Origin of the sequence: Streptomyces sp. NPDC058326 (assembly GCF_042879855.1) — a bacterium.
GTDB lineage: Bacteria > Actinomycetota > Actinomycetes > Streptomycetales > Streptomycetaceae > Streptomyces.
In genome coordinates this window covers 171,758-193,332 of record NZ_JBHVZO010000004.1, presented here as the reverse complement: position 1 = coordinate 193,332, position 21,575 = coordinate 171,758, and the positions used below count along the sequence as shown (strand labels likewise).

Sequence of the window (21,575 nt, the reverse complement as noted above, 5' to 3'; positions counted from 1 at the left end):
AGGGTAGGGATACGGCATGGACTGGCTGACCAAGCTCCCCGTCATCGGCCCCTGGGTGGCCCGCCTCATGAAGACCCATGCCTGGCGTGCCTACGAGACCCTCGACGACGTCCACTGGAGCCGGCTCGCCGCCGCGATCACGTTCCTCTCCTTCCTGGCCCTCTTCCCGCTGATCACCGTGGCCGCAGCGATCGGCGCCGCCCTCCTCTCCGACGAACAGCTCGGCCGCATCGAGGAGAAGATCGGCGACCAGGTCCCCGGCATCTCCGACCAGCTCGACATCGGGAGCCTGGTCGCCAACGCCGGCACCGTCGGACTCGTCGCCGGCGCCCTCCTGCTCGTCACCGGCATCGGCTGGGTCGGCTCCATGCGGGACTGTCTGCGCGCGGTGTGGAAGCTCGACGACGTGGACGAGGGCAATCCGTTCGTACTCAAGGGCAAGGACGCGCTCGTCCTCGTCGGCCTCGGCGGTGTCGCCCTCGGCTCGCTCGCCGCGTCCTGGCTCGGCTCCACCGCCGTCGGCTGGAGCGCCGACCGGCTCGGCGTCTCCGGCGAGGGGGCGGGCGGCGTCCTCCTCCAGGGGGCCGCCGTCCTGGTCGCCGTCGTCGCCGACTTCCTGATCCTGCTGTACGTGCTGACGCTGCTGCCCGGCGTACAGCCGCCCCGCCGCGCGCTCGTGGTGGCCGCGCTGATGGGGGCGGTCGGCTTTGAACTGCTCAAGCTGCTGCTCGGCGGCTATATGCGGGGCGTCGCGGCGAAGTCGATGTACGGGGCGTTCGGCGTTCCGGTCGCCCTGCTGCTCTGGATCAACTTCACCGCGAAGCTGCTGCTGTTCTGCGCCGCCTGGACCGCTACGGATTCACGTCGGGATCCTGCGGAGAGCGGCGGCGACGTCCCGCCGACGCGGTCAGCGGCCAGCGACGGTTGACCAGGAAGACGGCACCGGCGAGGAGCAGGAGCGCTCCGCCCGCCACGGCGAGCGCCATCCCGATGCCGCCGGACCTCTCCGTGGCGGCCGCCTGGACGGTGCCGGCCGGGGCGGTCTTCCCGGGAGCAGCCGGGGCCGAACCGTCGACGGGGGCGGTGGTTCCCGTACGGGCGGAACGCGGCGGCACCAGTTCGCCGACCGGCGTGACCTTCCCCGCGGCGGCGAAGCCCCAGTCGAGCAGCCGGGCGGTCTCGCGGTAGACCGCGTGCTGCTCCTTCGACGACGGGTTCATCACGGTCACGAGCAGCACCTTGCCGTTCCGCTCCGCGACTCCCGTGAAGGTGGCACCCGCGTGCGTGGTGTTGCCGTTCTTGACCCCGGCGATGCCCTGGTAGGGGGCGACGCCGAAGTCACCGGTGAGAAGCCGGTTGGTGTTCTGGATCTCGAAGGACTCGCGCTTCTTCCCGCCCGGCTTCAGCTCGCCGGGGAACGTGGCCCGGGGCGTGGCGGCGTACGCGCGGAAGTCCTCGTTCTGCATGCCGCTGCGGGCGATGAGTGTCAGGTCGTACGCCGAGGAGACCTGGCCGGGGGCGTCGTAACCGTCCGGGGAGACCACGTGGGTGTCGAGTGCCTGGAGCTCGGCGGCGCGGTCGTTCATGTCCTGCACGGTCTGGCGGAGGCCGTTGTTCATGTTCGTCAGGACGTGCACGGCGTCGTTGCCCGAGCGGAGGAAGACGCCGAGCCAGAGGTCGTGGACGCTGTAGGTCTGCTTCTCCTTGATGCCGACGAGGCTGGAGCCCGTTCCTATCCCGGCCAGGTCGGCGGTGGTCACCAGGTGGTTCTGCGTCTTGGGGAACTTCGGCAGCAGTGTGTCCGCGAAGAGCATCTTGAGCGTGGAGGCCGGGGCGAGGGGCCAGTGCGCGTTGTGCGCGGCGAGGACGTCGCCGGTCTCCGCGTCCGCCACGATCCAGGAGCGGCCGGAGAGTTCCTTCGGCAGGACCGGGGCGCCGGGGCCCAGCTTCACCTGGGTGCCGGGGACACCGAGCAGGGGTCCGCCGAGCGAGGACATGGAAGCGGGCGGCTTGGGTTGCTTGTCCGTCTTGTCCTTCGGGTCCGCATGGGCGGGCACGGTGGTGACGAGCGACAGCAGCACGGCAGCGGCGACCGCCCAAGCGGTTCTCTTCGAAGCAGACACGGTCGTGAACGTACAGGTACGGAAGAAGGATCCGAACCCCGGCTGGCGCTTCGCCCCCGCCCGTCCACCCGGACGCGGGGCCGGTGAGGCACGCGGTGATACTGGGGGCATGAAGCTCAGCCGCCGCGTCTCCTGGTTCCTGCTCGCGTTCGGGGTGTGGAGCTGGTTCATCTGGATCACCTTCGTCAAGAACCTCTGGAACGACGGGAGCGGCCTCGCCTTCGACGACGCGGGCGACCCGACGGCCTACTTCTGGGTTCATCTCGTGCTTGCCGTCACGTCCTTTGTCCTGGGGACGGTGATCGGAGTGCTCGGGTTGCGTGGGGTGCGCGCCGCGCGCCGCACGAACGGTTAGAAGAGGGGTTTCGAGGCGTGGTCGTCTTCCTGCTGGTCCTGATCGTGGTCCTCGCGCTGCTCGGCGCGGTCCACTGGTACGTGTGGCGGCGCCTCGTGCGCGACGTCACGACGCGCGGGAGTCTGCCGCGCCGCCTGGGCACGGCCGTTCTCGTGGTGCTGCCCCTGCTCTCGTTCGCGGCCCTCGGCTCCTCGCGCGCCGGAGCCCCCTTCGCACTCCAGCAGCTGGTCGCCTGGCCCGGCTTCCTGTGGCTCGCCCTGCTCCTGTACGTGACGCTGGCCCTGGTCGTCGGTGAGGCCGTCCGTCCCGTCCTGCGCGCCTGGCTCGCCCGCCGGGACGCGAAGGCCGCGGTACCGGGTACGGCCGCCGCGCCGACGGCCGTACCCGTACCGGCCCGGGAGCCCGTGTCCGCCGCGGGGACGCCCGCCGGAGCGGAGGAGCCCGGAGTGACGCGAGGTCCCGCCGGGCCGGCGGATCCGGCCGCCCCGGTGACCGCCGCCGCGTCCGAGTCCGGTGCCCCCGCCGAGGTCTCCCGCCGGCTGTTCGTCTCCCGGGCCGTCGGTGGCGCCGCTGCCGCCGTCGCCGCCGGGACCGTGGGCTACGGCACCTACGGCGTGCTGCGCGGCCCCCGGATCAAGCGGGTCACCGTCCCGCTCGCCAAGGTGCCGCGTGCCGCGCACGGTTACCGGATCGCCGTCGTGTCCGACATCCACCTCGGGCCGATCCTGGGCCGCGCGCACACCCAGCGCATCGTGGACGCGATCAACTCCACCCAGCCCGACCTGATCGCGGTCGTCGGCGACCTCGTCGACGGCACCGTCGAGAACCTCGGCTCCGCCGCCGAGCCGCTCGCCCGGCTCCGTGCCCGGCACGGCTCGTTCTTCGTGACCGGGAACCACGAGTACTTCTCGGGCGCCGACGCCTGGGTCGACCACGTCCGCGACCTCGGCCTTCGTCCGCTGCGCAACGAGCGCCTGGAGATCGCGGCCGGCTTCGACCTCGCCGGCGTCGACGACGTCGCGGGGGAGAGCGAGGGCCGGGGTCCGGACTTCGTACGGGCCCTCGGCGACCGTGACCGGGCCCGCGCCGCGGTGCTCCTCGCGCACCAGCCGATCGTCGTCCACGACGCCGTACGCCACGGGGTGGACCTCCAGCTCTCCGGACACACCCACGGCGGCCAGCTCTGGCCCGGCAACTACCTCGCCGAACTGGCGAATCCGACGGTCGCCGGGCTCGAACGGTACGGCGACACCCAGCTGTACGTCTCCCGGGGCGCGGGGGCCTGGGGGCCGCCGGTGCGGGTCGGGGCGCCCTCCGACATCACCGTCGTCCACCTCGCCTCGAAGCAGGCGTGACCGGGCCTGTCACGGGGTCTCCGGCGGCGTCGGGGCGGCCCTCTTCTTGGGCTTGCCCGAGGCCGCCATCCCGGCCGCCGTCGGCATGAAGTCCGAGAGCAGGTCGTGCGTCTCCTTGACGAGCGGGCGGAGGACGCGGAAGCGGGAGAGCGAGATAGCCCGGGCGGTGACCGGCGCGAGCCGCTCCACCAGGCGGCGGCTGTTGGCGGCGCCCTCCGAGCGGTCGTACACCCAGAACAGCACCAGGCCCATCTGCTGGAGCCAGAGCAACCGGGGGAGCGCCTCGGCGAGTTCCGGGTCGACCTTCACCGAGGCGCCGGAGATGACCCGCCGGTGGACCTCGATCGCCGCCTCGCGCGGGCCCTCCGACTCGGGCGAGAACGGGCTGAGCGGGCTGTCCGGGTCGGCGGCGTTCTTGAAGAACTGGGCCGCGAACTCGTGGTACGGCTCCGCGATGTCCAGCCAGCCGAGGTAGACCCCCCGGATCCGCGCCGTGAGGTCCTTCTCGCCGCCGGTCAGGATGGGCTCGACGGCCGCCTGGTGCTCCTGGGCGATCCGGTCGTAGAAGCCCTGGACGAGGTGCTCCTTGGAGGAGAAGTAGTAGTACGCGTTGCCGACGGAGACCCCGGCCTCCTGAGCGATGGCCCGCATCGTCGTCTTGTCGTAACCGCGCTCCCTGAACAGCCGGAGCGCGGTTTCGAGGATGAGGGTGCGGGTCTGCTCGCTCTTCGGGGCCTTCTTGTCGCCGTCCTGCTTCTCGGCGGCCGGCTTCCCGTCGGTCTTCTTCTCTTCGGTCGCGTCCTTCACGGGGCCGAGCCTAGCCGGGCGGACCGGACACCTCGCAGCGCCCGTCCTCGCAGGCCGGTCCCTTGAGGGCCTCGCGCCACTTCGCCGCCGCGAGGACGGTCATCCGGGCGAAGGGCTGCCCGGCGGGGGTGGCGAGCCAGTGTGCCCTGGGCCGGTGCTCGGCGAGCGCCCAGAGGCAGACGATCCAGGCGGAGGTCTCCCGGTAGACCTGGCCCCGGTCCCCGACCACGGTGATCTCCCGCAGGGTGGCGGTGTGGTCGAGGTCCGGGAAGCGGCGCCTCGCCTCCTGCGACCCGGCCGGTACGAGGTCGAGCGGGACGAGCTGCCGCTGACGCAGCAGCCAGTGCCTGAGGTGCACGCAGAGCGGGCAGTCGGCGTCGTAGAGCACGGTCAGACGTCCCACGGGGGTCGTCGGCGCGGTCGTGGCCGGCACGGCGGGTCAGCCCTGGGGTGCGGGCGGGGCCCAGGGGCCGGCCTTGGGTGCGGTGGTCCAGCCCTGCGGGCCGACCGGCGGGACCTGTTCGCGCTCCATGACGCCGCGGCGGCGGATCTTGTTCAGGACGTAGACGTTCCCGAGGTGCATCACGCCGAGGACGAGCAGGACGACCCCGAGCTTCACGGAGAGGGCCTCGAAGAGCGCGCGGGCGTCGAGGACGGCCTCGTCCTGGCTGAGGTAGAGGGCGACGAAGCCGAAGTTGACGAGGTAGAAGCCGACCACCAGGAGGTGGTTGACCGCCTCGGCGAGCTTCTCGTTCCCGTGGAGGACGTCCGCGAGGAAGATCCTTCCGTTGCGGCTGAGCGTGCGCGCGACCCAGACGGTCAGGGCGACGCTGATCAGCAGGTAGACGATGTACGCGATGACAGTGAGGTCCATGCCCCACCCTCCCTTGAACGCGTTCAAAAGCTGGCAGTCCTGACTGTAGACCTCTCTTTGAACGTGTTCAAGTTGTGGGGGAGGCCTGTTCGCCGCCACCTGCCCGGCTCCCCGCCCCGAACCTCCGCACCCCCGGCACGAGCGCCGTCCCCAGACAGCAGCCGCCGACCGTCAGGGCGGCGGCGAGGAGCGGCACTTCGGGGCCCCAGGCGGCGGCCGCGAGCGGGGCCAGGGCGTACCCCAGGGGCATCGCGGCCAGCGAGAGAAGCCAGTCGTACGAGGTGACCCGGGCGAGCGCGTGGGCGGGCACCGCCCGCTGGACTGCGGTCTGCCACACGGGGGAGAGGAAGCCGAGCCCCGCCTGTGCGAGGCCGTAGGCGGCGATCGTCAGCGGCGCGGGCGCGGCGACCGCGAGGAGGACCAGGGGCAGGGCGTACGTGGCGAGCCCCAGGTTCGCGGTCAGGACGGGGCGCCGGGGCCGGGCCCGGCCGGCGAGGAGTGCGCCGAGCAGGAAGCCCACGGCCCCGACCTGGAGCAGGGCGACCCAGGTGGCGCCGCCCCCGAGCCGCTGCACGGCGACGGCGGGCCCGAGGGTCATGAGGACGGCCGCGGCGCCGTTCCAGGCGCTGTGGCCGATCAGGCTGGTCCAGTACCAGTCCCGGGAGCGGACCTCCTGCCAGCCCTCCACCAGATCCGCGCGGAACGAGCGGCGCGGGACCGGTACGCGCTCCACGCGTACGGCCGTCAGGAGCAGCGCGCTGAGGGCGAAGGTGGCCGCGTCCAGGACGAAGGCCCAGCCGGGCCCGACGGTCAGGACGAGGGCGCCCGCGAGCGCCGGTCCGCCGAGCCTGGTGGCGCTCTGGGCGACCCCCATCGCCGCGTTGGCCCGGTGCAGGGACCCGGTCGGCACCGTGCCCTTGACCAGGGGTGACATCGTCGGCATCGCGAAGGCCCCGGCCGCTCCGCCGAGGGCCTCGGCCACCGCGAGGACGGCGAGGCTCGGGGCGCCGCCGAGGAGCTGGGCGCCGACGAGGAGCTGGGTGGCACACCGTACGAGATCCGTGGTGAGCGCGACCGTGCGGGCGTCGAAGCGGTCGCCCGCGACCCCGCCGAAGGGCAGCAGGAGCAGCTTGGGGACCATCGCGCAGGCGAGGACCAGGGCGAGTGCCGAGGTGGAGCCGGTGGCTTCGAGAACGGCGAGGGCGAGGGCGGCCGGGATGGCGGCGTCCCCCAGGAGGGAGAGGGTGCGGCCGGCGAAGAGCAGCCGGAAGGAGCGGGTGCGCAGGGGGTGCGGGGCGGGCGGGGTCGCCGGGGTGGTGGCAGCGATCATGAGCCGGAGACTATTTCGATATCGAATAATTCGTCAACGAATTACTTCTCGGGAGTTTCTCCCCCCGCCGACGTACGATCACCCCATGGAGCACCCCGAGGAACCGCGTACTCCGAGCGAACCGCGCACCCCGAGCGAGACACGGACCCCGAGCGAACCGGGCACCCCGAGCGAGACACGGACCCCGAGCGAACCGGGCGCCCCGAGCGAGGCGCGCGACTGGACCGACGGGCACGTCGCCCGCTGGCAGCCCGTCCTGCCCGCCCTCGACCCCGTCGTCGAAGGCGCCGTCACCCGGATGAAGAAGCTCTCCGTCCACCTCCGGCGCGTCAGGGAGCAGTCCCTCGTCGACTTCGACCTGGAGCGCCACGAGTTCGACACGCTCCACAAGATCGCCGGGCGTGGCGGCAGCGCCGCCCCCTCCGAGCTCGCCCAGGACCTCGACCTGGCCCCCGCCTCCGTCTCGGGCCGCCTCGACGCCCTGGAGAAGCGCGGCTTCGTCCGCCGTACCCAGTCCACGACCGACCGGCGCCGGGTCGTCGTCGAGCTCACCGCCGCCGGCCGCGAGACCTGGCTCGGCGCGATGGACGTCCTCGGCCACGAGGAGTACCGGCTGCTCGGCGTCCTCGCCCCCGAGGAGCGGGCCCTCCTCAACGACATGCTGCGCCGGGTCATGGTCGAGGCCGAGTCGACGGAGCCCGCCGGCCGCCCCTGGCACGGCTGAGCCCGCGCACAACGGGTCCGGCGACTCAGATGCTGAGCGACCGCGCGTAGTTGAGCTGCCCCATCACCCAGTGAATGGTGTCCGGCCGCATGGCGGGAATCATCGCCGAGTGGTACTTGCCCCCGCTGGTCACGGTGACCTGCACGAAACCGGTGGTGCGCTGCTCCTTCATCAGCAGGAACAGCAGGCCGAGACCGCAGAACGCGACGAAGACACACGCGAGCACGATCCCGGTCGTGGAGATCTTCTCCTCGTTCCGCGTCATGTCCATCGCGTTCCAGACGGCGCCCTTCAGGGGCATGGGCCCGGCCGGCGTGATGATCTGGTCGCCGACGACGGTGATGTCACCGAGGACGAGCAGCGGCCCCCCGACCTGCGGCGGTGCCGGATACGCCTGCGGCACCGGCACCCCCTCGGGGAGCGTCGGCTGGTACGACGGACTCTGCGGGTACCCGTACCCCGGCGTCCCGGCCTGCTGGCCCGGCCCCCACTCGTAGTCGTCCGACTTGTAAGGGTTCGGCTCGCTCATCGGTTCCCCGTCCTCCGCAAAGAAAAAGCCCGCTCCTGCACGCCGCAGCGTACAGAAGCGGGCCTTGACGGCCGAACGGGACGTCAGAAACGACGCGTGATCAGCGCGCGCTTCACTTCCTGGATGGCCTTCGTGACCTCGATGCCGCGCGGGCACGCGTCGGTGCAGTTGAACGTCGTGCGGCAGCGCCACACGCCGTCCTTGTCGTTCAGGATCTCCAGGCGCTGCTCGCCCGCCTCGTCACGCGAGTCGAAGATGAAGCGGTGCGCGTTGACGATCGCGGCCGGACCGAAGTACTGGCCGTCGTTCCAGAAGACCGGGCAGGACGACGTGCACGCGGCGCACAGGATGCACTTGGTGGTGTCGTCGAAGCGCTCGCGGTCCTCGGCGGACTGCAGACGCTCACGCGTCGGCTCGTTGCCCTTGGTGACCAGGAACGGCATGACGTCCCGGTACGCCTGGAAGAAGGGCTCCATGTCGACGACGAGGTCCTTCAGCACCGTGAGGCCCTTGATGGCCTCGACCGTGATGGGCTTCTCGGGGTTGATGTCCTTGATCAGCGTCTTGCAGGCGAGCCTGTTCTTGCCGTTGATCCGCATCGCGTCCGAGCCGCAGATGCCGTGCGCGCACGAGCGGCGGAAGGTCAGCGTGCCGTCGACGTCCCACTTGATCTTGTGGAGGGCGTCGAGCACACGCTCCTTCGGGTCGATCTCGATCTGGAAGTCCTCCCAGACCGACGCGTCCGACACCTCGGGGTTGAAGCGGCGGATCCGCATCGTGACCGTGATGTACGGGGAGGCGGCGGAGTCCTTCTCCACCTTGTCCAGTACGGGAGTAGCCATCAGTACTTACGCTCCATCGGCTGGTAGCGGGTCTGGACGACCGGCTTGTAGTCGAGACGGACGGTCTCGGAGCCGTCCTCGCCGACCTCGCGGTACGCCATGGTGTGGCGCATGAAGTTGACGTCGTCGCGGTTGGGGTAGTCCTCGCGGTAGTGACCGCCGCGGGACTCCTTGCGCGCCAGGGCCGAGACGGCCATGACCTCGGCTAGTTCGAGCAGGTTGCCCAGCTCCATGGCCTCAAGGAGGTCCGTGTTGAAGCGCTTGCCCTTGTCCTGGATGGACACGTTCTCGTAGCGCTCGCGCAGTTCGGCGATCTTCTCGACGGCCGTCTTGATGGTCTGCTCCGTGCGGAACACCATCACGTTGGCGTCCATCGTCTCCTGGAGCTCGCGGCGCAGGTCGGCGACCCGCTCGTTGCCCGTGGAGTTGCGCAGCTTCTCGATCTGCGCGACGACGAGGGACTCCGGGTTCTCCGGCAGCTCGACGAAGTCGTTCTTGGCGGAGTACTCGGCGGCGGCGATGCCGGAGCGCTTGCCGAAGACGTTGATGTCGAGCAGCGAGTTGGTGCCGAGGCGGTTGGCGCCGTGCACCGACACGCAGGCGACCTCGCCGGCCGCGTACAGGCCCGGGACGACGGTGGTGTTGTCCGCGAGGACCTCACCCTCGACGTTGGTCGGGATGCCGCCCATGGCGTAGTGCGCGGTGGGCTGGATCGGGATCGGGTCCGTGTACGGCTCGATGCCGAGGTACGTACGGGCGAACTCGGTGATGTCCGGGAGCTTGGCGTCGAGCTGCTCCGGCGGAAGGTGCGTCAGGTCGAGGAAGACGTGGTCGCCCTCGGGACCGCAGCCGCGGCCCTCGCGGATCTCCGTGTAGATGGAGCGGGAGACGACGTCACGGGACGCGAGGTCCTTCATGACCGGCGCGTACTTCTCCATGAAGCGCTCGCCGTCCTTGTTGCGGAGGATGCCGCCCTCACCGCGGGCGCCCTCCGTCAGCAGGATGCCCATGCGCCAGATGCCCGTCGGGTGGAACTGGAAGAACTCCATGTCCTCCAGCGGCAGACCGCGCCGGAAGCAGGCCGCCTGGCCGTCACCGGTCAGCGTGTGCGCGTTGGAGGTCACCTTGAAGAACTTGCCGGTGCCGCCGGACGCGTAGATGACGGCCTTGGCCTGGAAGATGTGGATCTCGCCGGTGGCCAGCTCGTACGCGACCACACCGGCGGACTTCTTGACGCCGTCGACCTCGGTGATCAGCTGGTCCAGGACGTAGAACTCGTTGAAGAACTCCACGCCCTCCTTGACGCAGTTCTGGTACAGCGTCTGGAGGATCATGTGGCCGGTGCGGTCCGCGGCGTAGCAGGACCGGCGGACCGGGGCCTCGCCGTGGTTGCGGGAGTGGCCGCCGAAGCGGCGCTGGTCGATGGTGCCGTCCGGGGTCCGGTTGAACGGCAGGCCCATCTTCTCCAGGTCGAGGACGGCGTCGATGGCCTCCTTCGCCAGGATCTCGGCGGCGTCCTGGTCGACCAGGTAGTCACCGCCCTTGACCGTGTCGAAGGTGTGCCACTCCCAGTTGTCCTCCTCCACGTTGGCGAGCGCGGCGGCCATGCCGCCCTGCGCGGCGCCCGTGTGGGAGCGGGTGGGGTAGAGCTTCGTCAGGACGGCGGTGCGGCTGCGCTTCGTCGACTCGATGGCGGCGCGCATGCCGGCGCCACCGGCGCCGACGATGACGGTGTCGTACTTGTGGATCTTCATGACGTGGATTACCTCAGCCCCGTGCCTAGCGGATGTTCGGGTCGAAGGTGAAGATCACCAGCGTGCCCAGAAGGATGGTGAACACCGTGGCGGTGTACAGCAGGCCCTTGAGCCACAGGCGCGTGTTGGCCCGCTCCGCGTAGTCGTTGATGACGGTACGGAGGCCGTTGGCGCCGTGCAGCATGGCGAGCCAGAGCATCAGGAGGTCCCAGACCTGCCAGAACGGGGACGCCCAGCGGCCGGCCACGAAGGCGAAGCCGATCTTGGAGACGCCGCCGTCGAGGAAGAGCTGGATCAGCAGGTGGCCGAGGACCAGGACGACCAGGACGATGCCCGAGAGGCGCATGAAGAGCCACGCGGCCATCTCGAAGTTGCCGCGGGTCGCCTTCGGCGTCTTGCCGGTGCGCTTGCGGGGGGCCTCGATGTACGGGGCCGGGTTGTCCACGTCGTAGTGGGCGCCGCCCTCGACGGGACCGATCGTGGTGGAGGTGGTGTCAGCAGACATGTCTGGCGTCAGCTCCCGAACAGTTCACGTGCGGCGTGGCCGAGGATGGGGTACAGCGAGCCCGCCATCAGGACGACCCAGATGCCCACGACGGTCCAGAGCATCTGCTTCTGGTAGCGCGGGCCCTTGGACCAGAAGTCCACGGCGATGACCCGCAGGCCGTTCAGCGCGTGGAAGAGGATGGCTGCGACGAGGCCGTACTCCAGAAGAGCGACGATCGGCGTCTTGTAGGTCGCGACGACCTCGTCGTACGCCTCGGGGGAGACGCGGACGAGAGCGGTGTCCAGCACGTGTACGAACAGGAAGAAGAAGATGAGGACGCCGGTGACTCGATGAGCCACCCAGCTCCACATTCCTTCCCGGCCGCGGTACAGCGTTCCAGCCGGCACGGAAAAACCCTCCGGGAGCGGGGATCAGGGTCGGCCGGCTTCTCTGTCGGTCTGACCCGGCCGGGTACGGTCCTCCGGCCCCGGTCATCGTAGCGACGACTTGTCGGTTCGCTCGCGCGGGGTCCATAGGTGTGATCAAAGAGGCACGGACGGGCTATCGCAGGGGCCGGAATCGCCGTATTCCGGACGTAATCACGGTCCGGTGTGTCGGGGTGTGAGCACCTCGGTGAGCCGGAGGGCCAGCCGGGCGCGGGCCAGCCGCCTCAGTTCCTCGGCCGCGACGACCCTTTCCTCCTCCGGTTCGTTGCCGAGACGTGACCGAATGCCTGCCAAAACCTGGTCGAGCCGCTCCCCGGGGCTCACCCCGTCGAGACTGATCACGAACGCGTGCCCGAAGCTGCTCTCGTAGGCGGCATGGGCGGCCCGCAGCGCCGTCCGGGCGGCCGGCGGGGCGTCCGGACGCGGCAGGGCGGAGGACTCGGCGGCCAGCGCCTCGTCGAGGTCGGCGCGGGACAGGTCGTACCCGGCCTCGTCGGCGGCGGCGAGGAGGGCGTCCACGGTCGGGTACGGGCGGTGCGCCGCCACCCGTTCGGCCCAACGCCGACTGTGGCAGCAGGAGAGCAGCAGCGCTTCGGCCTCGGCGGGCGTGGCGGCGTTGAATCCGGTGAGTCCACGGGGCCCGCGCGGTGCGTCCCGGTGCGCCGGGCCCTTGTGCTGGGCGGGTATGGCGGGGGTGGCAGGCGTGTCCGTGGAGCCCGGCTTCCGGTAGGGGAGATGGGTGTCGCTGGTCAGCGTGGGCTCCGGTACTCCGGGACGGGTGGGGTGGACGTGACTCAACGTTATCGACGGGACGAGGGAAGTGTCCGACGGATGCGCGAATTTCACCCGGAAGGGAGAGTTTCGGAACAAGTGACGGATGATCTGGTTCTGTTCCGCCGATTGGCCGGACCGCCCGCCGTACGGGAGGATTCCGAATGATGCGGTACTCCATACGAGGGTCCCACCGGGGCCCCGCGTTCCTGGCGACCGCGGTGACACTGGTCACCGTGGCGGCCTGCTCCAACGGATCTCCGTCCGGGACGCCCACGCCCCCCTCCGCGCCGTCCGGCGGCGCGTCCGCGAGTGCGACGCCCACCAGCGCGCGGCCCAGCCCGACACCCTCGCCGACCCGGACCTACCCGCTCTCCACCGCGCCCCGCACCGTTCCCGCCGTCCGCGACCACGAGGCCGCCCGGGGCCCCGGCTGGAAGCCCGCGCCGACGGGCGGGGTCGTCGTCGCGGCGAACAGCGCGGGCCTCGCCGACGAGGGCAGGCTGCTCGCCGGGGAACTCGGCATCCCGTACCGGGGCGCCGTCGCCGCCGGACCCGGAGACGTCGAACTGGCCCTCGGGGCCCAGGGCGCCCCCGAGTCGTACACCCTCACCGTCCGCGACAACCGGGTCCGGATCAGCGGCCCCGACGAGGCAGGCGTCTTCTACGGCACCCGCACCCTCAAGCAGTCGGTGAAGGGCTCGGGCGCGATGCCCGAGGGCACCGTCACCGACGCCCCCGCGAAGCCCCAGCGCGGACTGAACCTCGACATCGCCCGCAAGTTCTTCACCGCCGAGTGGATCGAGGCCCGGCTCCGGGAGATGGCCGACCTCAAGCTCAACCAGTTCGGTCTGCACTTCTCCGACGACCAGGGCTTCCGGATCGCCTCGGACACCCACCCCGAGATCGTCTCGGCCGAGCACCTCACCAAGGCCGAGGTACGCCGGATCCTCGCCCTCGCGCAGACCCTGCACATCACCGTCGTGCCCGAGATCGACTCGCCGGGACACCTCGGCGCCGTCCTGCGCGCCCACCCGGACCTGCAACTCCGCAATGTCCAGGGCACCCCGCGCCAGGGCGCGATCGACATCTCCAAGCCCGCCGCCGCGCGGCTCGTCGACGAGCTGCTGCGCGAGTACGCGGCCCTCTTCCCCGGCGGCTGGTTCCACGTCGGCGCCGACGAGTACCAGGCGCTGACCGTCCGCAGTCCGTCCGCCTCCTACCCGCAGCTCGCCGCGGCGGCCCGGCAGAGGTACGGGCCCCAGGCAGGCGTCCAGGATCTGGCGGAGGGCTGGCTGAACAACCGCGCGGCGGTGGTGCGCGGCACGGGCAAGGTGGCGAAGGCCTGGAACGACGGCTTCTTCCGGGGCGGGGTCGTCGACGCCGACCGGCGCATCGAGGTCGAGTACTGGACCGGCAAGGAGATAGGCGCCCGCCCGCCGGCCGAGTACCTGGCCGAGGGCCGCAAGGTCGTGAACCTCAACGACGAGTACCTCTACTACGTCCTCGGCGAGCCGAACCAGTTCACGTACCCCACGGGCCGCCGCATCTACGAACAGTGGACGCCGCTCGTCCTGCGCGGCACGGCCCCGGTGCCGGCCCGGTACGACTCCCAGATCCTCGGGGCCCGCTTCGCGGTCTGGTGCGACCTGTCCCGGTCGCAGACCCAGGCGCAGGTGGCGGAGGGCATCCGCATGCCGCTCACGGCCTTGGCCCAGAAGGTCTGGGACCCGGCGAAACCGTCCCTGACCTGGGACCAGTTCCGGACGCTGGCGACGAAGGTGCGCTGACACCCGTCGTGGACGCGACGGCTCCGGATCGCGTACGTTCCCCCGGCGGCGGCCGCTCGGCCGCCGCCGGCGCCTCGGGGAGGGGCGCCGATTCTTCCCTGGGGGGACCGCACACCCATGCTCCGCAACCCGAACGGCCTTTCGTATGCCGTCATCGCCTGCTCGCGGGCAACATCGCCTTCGATCTGCTGCTCGGCGGGATCGAGCTCCGCTTCCTGTTCACCGACGTCGCCACGGACTTCTTCGACCCGGCCGTGTTCGGGGCTCTCGACCTGAACGTGGCGTACAGCATGGCGTTCACGCTGTACGTGGCGACCGGGGTCGTCTTCATCGTCTGGTTCCACCGGCTGCGGAAGAACGCCGAGGTATGGGCCGGCGACCTGCAGGGCCGGAAGCCCGGCTGGGCCATCGGCGGATGGTTCATCCCCATCGCCAACCTGTGGATTCCGCGCGGGGTCGCCGCCGACATCTGGCGCGCCAGCCGCTGGCAGCCGTACGGCGCCGACGGCGCCCGCGAGCTGCTGCTGCTCAACAGCTGGTGGCTGTTCTGGGTCGCCGACATGATCGTGGACAGGGTCGCCTCGCAGCTCTACAAGGTGGCCGAGACTCCCGAGGCCTACGTCACGGCGTCCTCCTGGTCCCTCGCCGGCTACGTCCTCGACATCACCGCCGCCGTCCTCGCCATCCTCTTCGTCCGGCGTCTGACCTCTATGCAGCACGCCAAGGCCACTGGCATGATTCCGGCCGCGCAGTGACGAAAAAGCGCCCCTCGGCGCAGTAGAGGAAGTACTGCGTCCGCATCGGGTGGCGAGGAGGCGTCCATGACGTCGGAGAACGGCCGGAGCCTGCTGGAACTGATCGACGGGGCCGACGAGCGAGGCCTGGCCGCGGCCGGTCTCGCGTGCCTCGACCGCTGCCTCCCACTGCTCGCCGCCGACCGCGGCGACGCCCTGCGGCCCGTGTGGGCGGCCGTCGCGCGGGGCGACGGGAGCGTCTGGGGCGAGGCCGTCGCCAAGGCCCGGGTCGAACTGGACACCGGCGCCACGGAGGACGCCGGGGCCGTACGCGGGATGCTGGCCGCCGCACCGGCGGCCTGGACAGCCGACGACCTCCGCGCCTGGGCCCACGCCTGCTCGGCCACGGCCCTCGCCCTGCACGGCCGGTACGACGCCGCCGAGATCACCGACGGCCTCGTCGAGCGCTGCCGGGCCGGGGACACGGACGGCGCGGGCCCGCTGCTCGCTGGGGAACTCCGCCGCCAGCAGGCCGTCCTCGAATCGGTCGCCCACGGCCCGACCGGTCTGCGCCGGGCGCGTGAACTCTCCGTCGAGGGCGGCCGGGTGCTGCGCGCGGTGGTCTCGCGCCGGGCCCGTACCGCCTGAGGGAACCGGTCCGGTCAGGACTCGGGCGCCTCGATCGTCGCCGAGGCGATGGTCTCGGCGATCTGCCGCTCCGCCGTCGCCTTGTCGAGCCCGAGACCGGTGAGCACGCCCGTGCCGTCCTCGTGCTCCAGGAGGGCCAGCAGGATGTGCTCGGTGCCGACGTAGTTGTGGCCGAGGCGCAGGGCCTCGCGGAACGTCAGCTCCAGGACCTTCTTCGCCGCCGCGTCGTACGGGACGAGGGCGGGCGGCTCGTCGACGGCGGGCGGCAGGACCGCGGCGGCGGCCTCACGGACCTGGTCGAGGGTCACGCCCTGGGAAGTGATCCAGTACGCCGCGATTCCCTCGGGTTCGGCGAGCAGGCCGAGCGCGAGGTGGGCGGGGGTGATCTCGGCGTTGCCGACGGCCGTGGCCTCGTTCTGGGAGGCCATGACCACGTTCCGGGCGCGGGGGGTGAAGCGGTTGAACCCGGCGTTCGGGTCCGTCTTCTCCGCGTCCGGCTCCTTGGGGACGAAACGCTTCTGGGCCGCCTGCCGGGTCACGCCCATGCTGCGGCCGATGTCGGTCCAGGAGGCGCCGGAGCGCCGGGCCTGGTCCACGAAGTGGCCGATGAGGTGGTCGGCGACGTCGCCGAGGTGGTCCGCCGCGATGACCGCGCCGGAGAGCTGCTCCAGGGCGTCGGGGTGCACCTTCTTGATCGCTTCGATGAGTTCGTCGAGACGGACGGGAACGTTCGGAACGACTGGATTCGTCATGAGTGCAACCGTAGGTTGACACTCCTTCAGTGTCAACCGTCAGTTGACAGTGGTGAGGGCGCACCGCTCCCCGGGCGGGAAGAGCGTGCGAGAAGGTGCCGGAAAGACCCGGGAAATGGGAGACGACCGGGGCCGCCACCCCCCACAGGAGAGGCCCCGGTCGTCATCCACGGGGCCGCAGCACGGCTCCGTACTCCTTTCAGCGCCGAGGGTGCGTTTTCTGTCACACCGCCCCGCGCGCCCGCCCGCGCCCGCGCCCCGCACGCTTCTCGCACGCCGTCGCCCGCAGGTTGCAAGTTGCACAAAGACCCCGGATCGCGTGGACGCGGCGCCGCGACACGACGTAGCGTGCAGGTGCGCGAGGCGGCGTGGCGGTGGTGACCAGCCGCGATGAGGCGACGACGCGACCGACGAACAGGGTTTGGGGAGTGCTGGGGGACGACGCGGAGCTGACGGCCGCGGTGCTCGCTGCGCAGGACGGGGACGAGGACGCCTTCCGTGCTGTGTACCGCGCCGTGCACCCACGGCTGCTCGGCTACATACGCACACTGGTCGGCGACACCGACGCGGAGGACGTCGCCTCGGAGTCCTGGCTGCAGATCGCCCGCGACCTCGACCGATTCGACGGCGACGCGGACCGGTTCCGCGGCTGGGCCGCCCGGATCGCCCGCAACCGTGCGCTCGACCACATACGGATGCGCGGCAGGCGCCCCGCCGCCGGCGCCGACGAGGCCGAACTCACCGAGCGGCCCGCCGCGTCCGACACCGCGGGCGAAGCCCTGGAGGCCCTCGCCACCGGTCACACCATGCGGCTGATCGCCCAGCTTCCGCAGGACCAGGCCGAGGCCGTCGTCCTGCGTGTCGTCGTCGGCCTCGACGCCAAGAGCGCCGCCGACACGCTGGGGAAACGCCCCGGCGCCGTACGCACGGCCGCCCACCGCGGCCTGAAGAAGCTCGCGGAACTCCTCGGTGTCGACGGTGACGCGGAGGGGGCGGACGGCGCCGCCGAGGCCGTCGCCGCGCTGGACGGTGTGCCTCCGCAACGCGGGCGCCTCCCCGGGTCCGTGCCGCCCCGCGGTGTGACGCAATCACGTCCCCGTACGCAGAAGGACATGTGATGGCCGACGAGCGGTACCAGTGGCTCGACCAGGAGGCCGCGGAGCGGCTGCTCCGCGGCGAGCCGGTCGACGCCGTCGACGACCACGCGCGCGCTCAGGCCGAGAGCCTCGCCGTGGCACTCGAAGCGGCCCGCACCCCGGCCGCGCCCCTGGCCGGGCGCGGCGAACTGCCGGGCGAGGCCGCCGCGCTCGCCGCCTTCCGGCAGGCCACCGCCGGTCGTGCCGCCGTCCGTGCCCCCGAGGTGACCGGCGCGCCCGGCCGTACCGTCCACGCCGACCTCGGCCGGGTGCGGCTCGCGCCGGCCACCGCCTCCGCGCGGCGCTGGCGGCGTTCCGTGCGGTTCGGACTCGCCGCCGCGGTCGCCGCCGTCACCGTCGGCGGGGTCGCCGTAGCCGCTGGAACAGGTGTGCTGCCGCTGGTGGGTCCGGCGCCCGCCAGCTCCGTCACGGCGGGGGAGACGGCCGACCCCCTCGTCTCGAAGGAGCCCGGTATACGCGAGGACCCCGAGGCGCCCCCGACGCGACCGGGTGCCGACGGTGAACCCACGCCGGGCGTGAGCCCCTCCGCCGGCACCGTCGCACCGCCCACCGGAAGCCCGGACGGGCCCGGAACGAGCACCGGCGGCCCGGGCACCCCGCGGCCGGGAGGGACCACGGCGGGCACAGGCACCCACCCGGGCGGTACGGGAGCGGGTTCCGGCGGCGCCGGCGAGACCCAGGGGACGGCACCCTCCCTGACGCAGGCCGTCAAGGCCTGCCGGGAGTACCGGGCCGGGAGGCTCGACGCCACCGGCCGCAAGCAGCTCACGACCGGCCTGCGCGGCGGCGAGACCCTGCGCCGCTACTGCGACCGGATCCTGGGCGGCGCCACGGGCGCGCCCGGGGACAGCACCAAGGACGAGTCCAGGGACGACTCCAAGGACGACTCCGAAGGCGACGCCAAGAACGGCGACCGGCCCCGGGACGAGCGCGACCGCGCACCGGACGACAAGCGCGGCGACTCCGCCGGCGGCTCCGCCGGAAGCGGCGGCACGGACCGCCGTGACACCGCGAGGACGGCTGCGGACTCCGTCCGGCTCTCCACCGCGCCGCCCCTCGGAATCGCGGTCACCACACGCGTTCCGCTCGCGGTGTAACACTTCTCGGCCCGTCGGCGCAGTACTGAGTGAGCCGACTGGTCATCGGCCGCGCGGCGAGCCGGGGTTCCCCCCGTACCTACGGCTCCGCGCACCCGGCGCGGGTGGGACACGTTCCCCCGGTCCCACCCGCGCCCTCTCTTCCTCCCTCCCGGTTCACCAGTGGACGACGACCTTGTCGCCGACCTTCACCTGGTCGAAGAGGGCCGCGAGCTTCGCCCGGTCCCGGACGTTGACACAGCCGTGCGAGGCCCCGTTGTAGCCGCGGGCCGCGAAGTCCGACGAGTAGTGCACCGCCTGGCCGCCGCTGAAGAACATCGCGTACGGCATGGGCGTGTGGTAGATCGTCGACGTCCACTCACGGGCCTTCCAGCCCACGCTGAACGTGCCCTCCCTGGTCGGGGTGTTCTCCGAGCCGAAGCGGACGTCCATCGCCGAGACGACCTTGCCGTCGATCATCCAGGCGAGGGTCCGGCTCTCCTTGCTGATGCAGAGCACCCGGCCGGTCAGGCACCGGGCGTCGGGCGTGTCCAGCTTGTTGGTGGTCGACGGCTTCAGCTCGTCGGCCGTCGGCTTCCGGCTGGCGCCGAGCAGCTTCCGCCAGGTCGTCTCGTCGACCGAGCCCGTCCGCTCCAGCCCCTGCTTCTTCTGGAAGGCCTTGACCGCACCGGCCGTCATCGTCCCGTAGAAACCGGTGGGCGCCCGGTCGAAGTGACCGAGCTGCCGCAGCCGCGCCTGGAGCTCCCGGACCTGCTCGCTCTCGTCGCCGTCGCGCATCATGACCTCGGGGCTCGGCGCCTCCGTGGTCGGCGCGGGCCCGGTGGTCGACGCCTCGGTGGTCGGCGTCGTCCCGGTCGTCGGGGCCTCCGTGGCCGGGGTGGCGGGTGCGGTCGACGTGGCGGACGGGGAGGGCGCCTTGCCGTCCCCGGTCGGGGCGGCGGTCGTCGGCGCCTTCGTCGGACTCGCCGAGCCGCCTCCCGAGCCGCCCGCGGAGCCGCTCGCCTGGGCCGTACAAGCGGTGGCGAGGGCCACCGAGGCCGCTGCCAGTACCGCTCTGCGTATGACGGAAGAAGACCGCTTCATCGTTGCCCCCCGGGACGTGTCGTGTGTACGTAGGGATGCTTTCCGCGCGTGTGCGGTTGCGCACCCGGACCACGGACCGCGCATGCTGTGAGGAAGGTCCCAGCGTGCTGCTCTCCACCGCCCGGGACGGCCGCCGCTACAGTCCGTCGCGAAGGTCGGTACCGCTGAGTGACCAGCCGGCAGATCTATCGGGAGGCACAACGCATGGCGCGCGAGTCGGAGTCGGGGCTGCCCATCGAACCGGTCTACGGACCGGACGCCCTTGACGGGTGGGATCCCGCGGAGAAGCTGGGCGAACCCGGCGCGTACCCCTTCACCCGTGGCGTGTACCCGTCGATGTACACCGGCCGGCCCTGGACCATGCGCCAGTACGCGGGCTTCGGCACGGCCGTCGAGTCCAACGCCCGCTACAAGCAGCTCATCGCCAACGGCACGACGGGCCTCTCCGTCGCCTTCGACCTGCCGACCCAGATGGGCCACGACTCCGACGCCCCCCTCGCGCACGGCGAGGTCGGCAAGGTCGGCGTCGCGATCGACTCGATCGACGACATGCGGATCCTCTTCGACGGGATCCCGCTCGACAAGGTCTCCACGTCGATGACCATCAACGCCCCCGGCGCCCTCCTCCTCCTGCTCTACCAGCTCGTCGGCGAGGAGCAGGGCGTGCCGGCCGACCGGCTGACCGGCACGATCCAGAACGACGTGCTCAAGGAGTACATCGCCCGCGGCACGTACATCTTCCCGCCGAAGCCCTCGCTGCGGCTGATCGCCGACATCTTCAAGTACTGCAGGGCCGAGATCCCGAAGTGGAACACCATCTCGATCTCCGGCTACCACATGGCCGAGGCCGGTGCCTCGCCCGCGCAGGAGATCGCGTTCACCCTCGCCGACGGCATCGAGTACGTACGGACCGCCGTCGCCGCCGGCATGGACGTCGACGACTTCGCGCCCCGGCTCTCCTTCTTCTTCGTGGCCCGTACGACGATCCTGGAGGAGGTCGCCAAGTTCCGGGCGGCCCGCCGGATCTGGGCCCGGGTCATGAAGGAGGAGTTCGGCGCGGAGAACCCCAAGTCGCTGATGCTCCGCTTCCACACCCAGACCGCGGGCGTCCAGCTCACCGCCCAGCAGCCCGAGGTCAACCTGGTGCGCGTCGCCGTGCAGGGCCTCGCGGCCGTCCTCGGCGGCACACAGTCGCTGCACACCAACTCCTTCGACGAGGCCATCGCCCTGCCGACGGACAAGTCCGCCCGCCTCGCCCTGCGCACCCAGCAGGTCCTCGCGTACGAGACGGACGTCACCGCCACCGTCGACCCCTTCGCCGGCTCGTACGTGGTCGAGAAGATGACCGACGACGTCGAGGCCGCCGCCCTGGAGCTGATGGACCGGGTCGAGGAGATGGGCGGCGCGGTCAGCGCGATCGAGCGCGGCTTCCAGAAGAGCGAGATCGAGCGCTCCGCCTACCGGATCGCCCAGGAGACCGACAGCGGCGAGCGGGTCGTCGTCGGCGTCAACCGCTACACGGTCGACGTCGAGGAGCCCTACGAGCCGCTGCGCGTCGACCCGGCGATCGAGGCCCAGCAGGCCGAGCGGCTCGCGAGGCTCCGCGCCGAGCGCGACCAGGCGGCCGTGGACGCGGCGCTCGCCGCCCTGAAGAAGGCGGCCGAGGGGACGGACAACGTCCTGTACCCGATGAAGGACGCCCTCAAGGCCCGGGCCACGGTCGGCGAGGTCTGCGGCGCGCTGCGGGAGGTCTGGGGCACGTACGTCCCCACCGACGCGTTCTGATCTTCCGGCATACGGAACCCGGAGGCGGGGGGGGGGGCCGGGGGGGGGGGGGGGCGCGGAGGCGGGGGGGGAGGCCAAGAGCAAGCAATAAACCTCTGGCGGCGGACAGAAAAACAAAAATAAGGCGGGGAA

Annotated in this window: 23 protein-coding genes; 10 read left to right on the top strand and 13 right to left on the bottom strand. The window is 71.5% G+C overall.

What is annotated here, in order from left to right:
• Positions 1-16 precede the first annotated feature (16 nt).
• A complete protein-coding gene (locus tag ACFVYX_RS09545) occupies positions 17-928 on the top strand; it encodes a YihY/virulence factor BrkB family protein (RefSeq protein WP_389680785.1) in 912 nt (303 codons plus the stop codon).
• On the opposite strand, the gene ACFVYX_RS09540 is transcribed toward ACFVYX_RS09545, so the two are convergent.
• Positions 852-2,123: a D-alanyl-D-alanine carboxypeptidase family protein gene (locus ACFVYX_RS09540; protein ID WP_389680784.1), complete on the bottom strand. Its 1,272-nt coding sequence runs from the start codon at positions 2,121-2,123 to the stop codon at positions 852-854. The genes ACFVYX_RS09545 and ACFVYX_RS09540 overlap by 77 nt on opposite strands.
• Positions 2,124-2,232: 109 nt before the next feature.
• Here ACFVYX_RS09540 and ACFVYX_RS09535 point away from each other — a divergent pair, with 109 nt between their 5' ends.
• Positions 2,233-2,478 carry an SCO4848 family membrane protein gene (locus tag ACFVYX_RS09535; protein WP_389680783.1) on the top strand — a complete coding sequence of 82 codons (246 nt, stop codon included), beginning with the start codon at positions 2,233-2,235 and terminating at the stop codon, positions 2,476-2,478.
• A 17-nt stretch (positions 2,479-2,495) separates the two neighbouring features.
• On the top strand, positions 2,496-3,833 hold the full coding sequence (locus ACFVYX_RS09530) for a metallophosphoesterase (RefSeq protein WP_389680782.1): 1,338 nt from the start codon (positions 2,496-2,498) through the stop codon (positions 3,831-3,833).
• A 9-nt stretch (positions 3,834-3,842) separates the two neighbouring features.
• On the opposite strand, the gene ACFVYX_RS09525 is transcribed toward ACFVYX_RS09530, so the two are convergent.
• The 4 genes from ACFVYX_RS09525 to ACFVYX_RS09510 all read right to left on the bottom strand — a co-directional run bounded on the left by ACFVYX_RS09525 (position 3,843) and on the right by ACFVYX_RS09510 (position 6,844).
• Entirely contained in the window at positions 3,843-4,640 is a 798-nt protein-coding gene (locus ACFVYX_RS09525) for a TetR family transcriptional regulator (RefSeq protein ID WP_389680781.1), read from the bottom strand.
• A gap of 10 nt (positions 4,641-4,650) precedes the next feature.
• Positions 4,651-5,073, bottom strand: coding sequence for a thiol-disulfide oxidoreductase DCC family protein (locus tag ACFVYX_RS09520; protein ID WP_389680780.1), 423 nt, complete (start codon positions 5,071-5,073; stop codon positions 4,651-4,653).
• Positions 5,074-5,079: 6 nt separating this feature from the next.
• Positions 5,080-5,514 (bottom strand): hypothetical protein, encoded by a 435-nt coding sequence (locus ACFVYX_RS09515; RefSeq protein WP_389680779.1) that lies wholly within the window; start codon positions 5,512-5,514, stop codon positions 5,080-5,082.
• 67 nt (positions 5,515-5,581) lie between these two features.
• Complete coding sequence (locus ACFVYX_RS09510; protein WP_389680778.1) at positions 5,582-6,844, bottom strand: MFS transporter; 1,263 nt, start codon at positions 6,842-6,844, stop codon at positions 5,582-5,584.
• Positions 6,845-6,929: 85 nt separating this feature from the next.
• On the opposite strand from ACFVYX_RS09510, the gene ACFVYX_RS09505 reads away from it, so the two are divergent.
• Positions 6,930-7,568, top strand: a complete 639-nt coding sequence (locus tag ACFVYX_RS09505; RefSeq protein WP_389680777.1) for a MarR family transcriptional regulator — start codon at positions 6,930-6,932, stop codon at positions 7,566-7,568.
• 25 nt (positions 7,569-7,593) lie between these two features.
• On the opposite strand, the gene ACFVYX_RS09500 is transcribed toward ACFVYX_RS09505, so the two are convergent.
• The 6 genes from ACFVYX_RS09500 to ACFVYX_RS09475 form a co-directional block, all read right to left on the bottom strand.
• A complete protein-coding gene (locus tag ACFVYX_RS09500; RefSeq protein ID WP_389680776.1) occupies positions 7,594-8,097 on the bottom strand; it encodes a hypothetical protein in 504 nt (167 codons plus the stop codon).
• 83 nt (positions 8,098-8,180) lie between these two features.
• The gene (locus tag ACFVYX_RS09495; protein WP_015035718.1) at positions 8,181-8,939 is read right to left on the bottom strand and encodes a succinate dehydrogenase iron-sulfur subunit; all 759 of its coding nucleotides are present in this window, start codon (positions 8,937-8,939) and stop codon (positions 8,181-8,183) included.
• On the bottom strand, positions 8,939-10,693 hold the full coding sequence (gene sdhA / locus ACFVYX_RS09490) for a succinate dehydrogenase flavoprotein subunit (RefSeq protein ID WP_389680775.1): 1,755 nt from the start codon (positions 10,691-10,693) through the stop codon (positions 8,939-8,941). Before sdhA ends, ACFVYX_RS09495 begins: the two co-directional genes overlap by 1 nt.
• A gap of 25 nt (positions 10,694-10,718) precedes the next feature.
• Positions 10,719-11,198, bottom strand: coding sequence for a succinate dehydrogenase hydrophobic membrane anchor subunit (locus tag ACFVYX_RS09485; RefSeq protein WP_389680774.1), 480 nt, complete (start codon positions 11,196-11,198; stop codon positions 10,719-10,721).
• A gap of 8 nt (positions 11,199-11,206) precedes the next feature.
• On the bottom strand, positions 11,207-11,587 hold the full coding sequence (sdhC, locus tag ACFVYX_RS09480) for a succinate dehydrogenase, cytochrome b556 subunit (protein WP_073809812.1): 381 nt from the start codon (positions 11,585-11,587) through the stop codon (positions 11,207-11,209).
• A gap of 192 nt (positions 11,588-11,779) precedes the next feature.
• Positions 11,780-12,424 (bottom strand): 2-oxo-4-hydroxy-4-carboxy-5-ureidoimidazoline decarboxylase, encoded by a 645-nt coding sequence (locus ACFVYX_RS09475; protein ID WP_389680773.1) that lies wholly within the window; start codon positions 12,422-12,424, stop codon positions 11,780-11,782.
• 137 nt (positions 12,425-12,561) lie between these two features.
• Between ACFVYX_RS09475 and ACFVYX_RS09470 the strand changes: the two genes are divergently transcribed.
• The 3 genes from ACFVYX_RS09470 (at position 12,562) to ACFVYX_RS09460 (ending at position 15,569) form a co-directional block, all read left to right on the top strand.
• The gene (locus tag ACFVYX_RS09470; protein ID WP_389680772.1) at positions 12,562-14,187 is read left to right on the top strand and encodes a family 20 glycosylhydrolase; all 1,626 of its coding nucleotides are present in this window, start codon (positions 12,562-12,564) and stop codon (positions 14,185-14,187) included.
• 8 nt (positions 14,188-14,195) lie between these two features.
• Entirely contained in the window at positions 14,196-14,942 is a 747-nt protein-coding gene (locus tag ACFVYX_RS09465; RefSeq protein ID WP_389680771.1) for a DUF4328 domain-containing protein, read from the top strand.
• Between the two features lie 66 nt (positions 14,943-15,008).
• Positions 15,009-15,569, top strand: coding sequence for a hypothetical protein (locus tag ACFVYX_RS09460; RefSeq protein WP_389680770.1), 561 nt, complete (start codon positions 15,009-15,011; stop codon positions 15,567-15,569).
• A gap of 14 nt (positions 15,570-15,583) precedes the next feature.
• Here the strand turns inward: ACFVYX_RS09460 and ACFVYX_RS09455 are convergent, their stop codons facing one another.
• Entirely contained in the window at positions 15,584-16,321 is a 738-nt protein-coding gene (locus ACFVYX_RS09455; protein WP_389680769.1) for a Clp protease N-terminal domain-containing protein, read from the bottom strand.
• Positions 16,322-16,749: 428 nt separating this feature from the next.
• Between ACFVYX_RS09455 and ACFVYX_RS09450 the strand changes: the two genes are divergently transcribed.
• A complete protein-coding gene (locus tag ACFVYX_RS09450) occupies positions 16,750-17,439 on the top strand; it encodes an RNA polymerase sigma factor (protein ID WP_389680768.1) in 690 nt (229 codons plus the stop codon).
• Positions 17,439-18,575, top strand: coding sequence for a hypothetical protein (locus tag ACFVYX_RS09445; RefSeq protein ID WP_389680767.1), 1,137 nt, complete (start codon positions 17,439-17,441; stop codon positions 18,573-18,575). Before ACFVYX_RS09450 ends, ACFVYX_RS09445 begins: the two co-directional genes overlap by 1 nt.
• 156 nt (positions 18,576-18,731) lie before the next feature.
• Here ACFVYX_RS09445 and ACFVYX_RS09440 read toward each other — a convergent pair whose 3' ends face one another.
• Positions 18,732-19,658 (bottom strand): peptidoglycan-binding protein, encoded by a 927-nt coding sequence (locus tag ACFVYX_RS09440; RefSeq protein ID WP_389680766.1) that lies wholly within the window; start codon positions 19,656-19,658, stop codon positions 18,732-18,734.
• Between the two features lie 204 nt (positions 19,659-19,862).
• Here ACFVYX_RS09440 and ACFVYX_RS09435 point away from each other — a divergent pair, with 204 nt between their 5' ends.
• Positions 19,863-21,443: a methylmalonyl-CoA mutase gene (locus tag ACFVYX_RS09435; RefSeq protein WP_389680765.1), complete on the top strand. Its 1,581-nt coding sequence runs from the start codon at positions 19,863-19,865 to the stop codon at positions 21,441-21,443.
• Positions 21,444-21,575: the final 132 nt, after the last annotated feature.